This is a genomic window from Burkholderia sp. SRS-25 (genome assembly GCF_004343765.1).
Classification (GTDB): domain Bacteria; phylum Pseudomonadota; class Gammaproteobacteria; order Burkholderiales; family Burkholderiaceae; genus Burkholderia; species Burkholderia contaminans.
Window position 1 is genome coordinate 1 of record NZ_PTXM01000051.1, and the last position, 1,928, is coordinate 1,928.

At 57.2% G+C, this 1,928-nt stretch carries 2 protein-coding genes; both read left to right on the plus strand.

Annotated elements, in window-relative coordinates; genetic code table 11:
• The first annotated feature begins 385 nt into the window (after positions 1 to 385).
• Entirely contained in the window at positions 386 to 862 is a 477-nt protein-coding gene (locus C5O79_RS37820; RefSeq protein WP_122478860.1) for a hypothetical protein, read from the plus strand.
• Between the two features lie 41 nt (positions 863 to 903).
• The gene (locus tag C5O79_RS37825; protein WP_163009090.1) at positions 904 to 1,428 is read left to right on the plus strand and encodes a hypothetical protein; all 525 of its coding nucleotides are present in this window, start codon (positions 904 to 906) and stop codon (positions 1,426 to 1,428) included.
• Positions 1,429 to 1,928: the final 500 nt, after the last annotated feature.

The following is a 1,928-nucleotide window of genomic DNA, read 5'->3' on the forward strand; positions in this document are numbered from 1 at the left end:
GGGGTGGGTTTTATTCTTCCGATGTATCGGCGAGCAATCCACATACCCGGCTGGGGCGATCCGAGTGCCAGCCGCGGCTGGATTGCCGCAATGGCGGTCGCTTGCCGGCCAAGGCGACACGTACGCCGAGATAGGTGAGACGTCCGTTTTGCGTCGGCCATCGGACACCGAGTTCCGGCCTGTTTGCGGTGGACATTGCTCATCCACGCGTTTGAACTAAAGAATCGCCTCCGATTGCCGTAATCAGGGATCTATTGGGAAATCGAGTTTCGGGAACGACGTGAAACGGCAATTCTGGATTGGAATCGGGCTAATTTGTGCGGCGCTTAGTGGATGTGCAACCCGGCAACTTGTGGCTACGCCTTTGGCTGAATCACGGATAGGTGTGAAGACCTACGCAGAGATGTCTTATCAGCCACTTGCACTGAACGATGCAAAGACGATTGACTTCGACGCGAGCACTTCTCCGGTGGCTCGATTTCCAGACGGCCTTGGCGTCTATGCTCCCTTCTCCCTGGATCAACAGTCCACGGCAACCACTTTGCGCGTCCGCACATGGTTTTCGAGTTCGTGGTTGCCGCTGGCAACGGTGCTGAAGCCGTATGTCATGTTCCTCGATGCCGACAAGCGCGTTGTCAGCAACGTCGAGTCATTCGAGAGCACCGACGGATCGACCTTCGTGAAGGGCCACTACAGACAAACCTACTTCATCGTCCCTTCTAGCGCACGATTCTTCATCCTCTACTCGGCTTCGTCAGAATCCGATCGGATGATTCTCACGGCACAAACCGGCAAACGGTGGGCGATCCCCAATGCTTATAGCGGCACGGTAGAGGTAAAACACGAGGTTGCGCACCAATGAGAGTTAAAGCATCGGCGGCGAAACTCGTGACTCGATTGGCGATGTTTGCATTCTCCTTGTCGATGACAGGGTGTGTAACGACAAACTACATGCCACCGCCAGGCGTGCCGACTGCAAACGTTCGCTTCCGTGAAATCGGCGCAGGTACGTTCTACCTCTATCAACCCCCTCCGTTGCCGGGTTGCTACGTGCCGAGCGATCCGCTGGGCGGCGAACCCATTGGCGTGGCGGGTATTCGTTTCAAAGACGATCACACGATCATTCTCTTTTCGACGCATCGACAACAGCCGAGGCTGGGAATGCCGATCGCCGATAAATATATCGACCAAAGTTACTTCGAACTCAGGATGCAAGCGGATCACTTGCTGACGCTGCGCGTTGCCCTTCCGGGACGAGACCAATACGACAGCGCCTTTCGCTTCACCCCCAAATCCGGGGAAAATTATGAGGTAACAGTCCGTTTTGGAACGCCGATGAAGGTCGATGTGTATCACATTGACAGCCGCGACGGACACTACTCCGTCGATCGTGTTGAAGACCTCGAAATCATTCGGCGATGTTCTTGAACGTGGCGATGCAGTCGGCCGTCGACGAATGAGCTTGGGTCATTCGGTCCGGCGCGGGGGATGCCCGCTTCAGATCGGGTCGGTAACGGCCGCGGCAAGCACCTGGGAACGAGGGTCTCGATTCATCTTTCTGACCGAGGCCCTCTCAGACAGGGCACAAGCCCTGCCGCTCATTGAAGTACCGTTCGCAGGCGCACGGGGAGCTCATGTCCTCATGCGCTTGGGAAAGGTCACGTTGACCATGCGGATATGCCAGCGGCCGCGACTCGCAAGCGCGCTCCGTCGTTCGACCAGCGGCAGGTAATCACAACAGGCACGTGCCCCCTCCCTTCTGCCTGATTCGACCACCCTCGAATCAGTTCACCTGCTTCACCGCCACCAACGGCCCGACAAACGCCTCAAAGTGCGGCAACCAAATCGGTATCGCGTCCTTGACCGCAAACATCCCGTGCCCGTTCTTGCCAAACGGCGGCTCGACGATCATCTGCCCGCGCCCACCC

Bases quoted from the DNA above. Each gene is read 5' to 3' on its own strand.
- C5O79_RS37825 (WP_163009090.1), top strand. From the start codon at position 904: ATGTTTGCATTCTCCTTGTCGATGACAGGGTGTGTAACGACAAACTAC.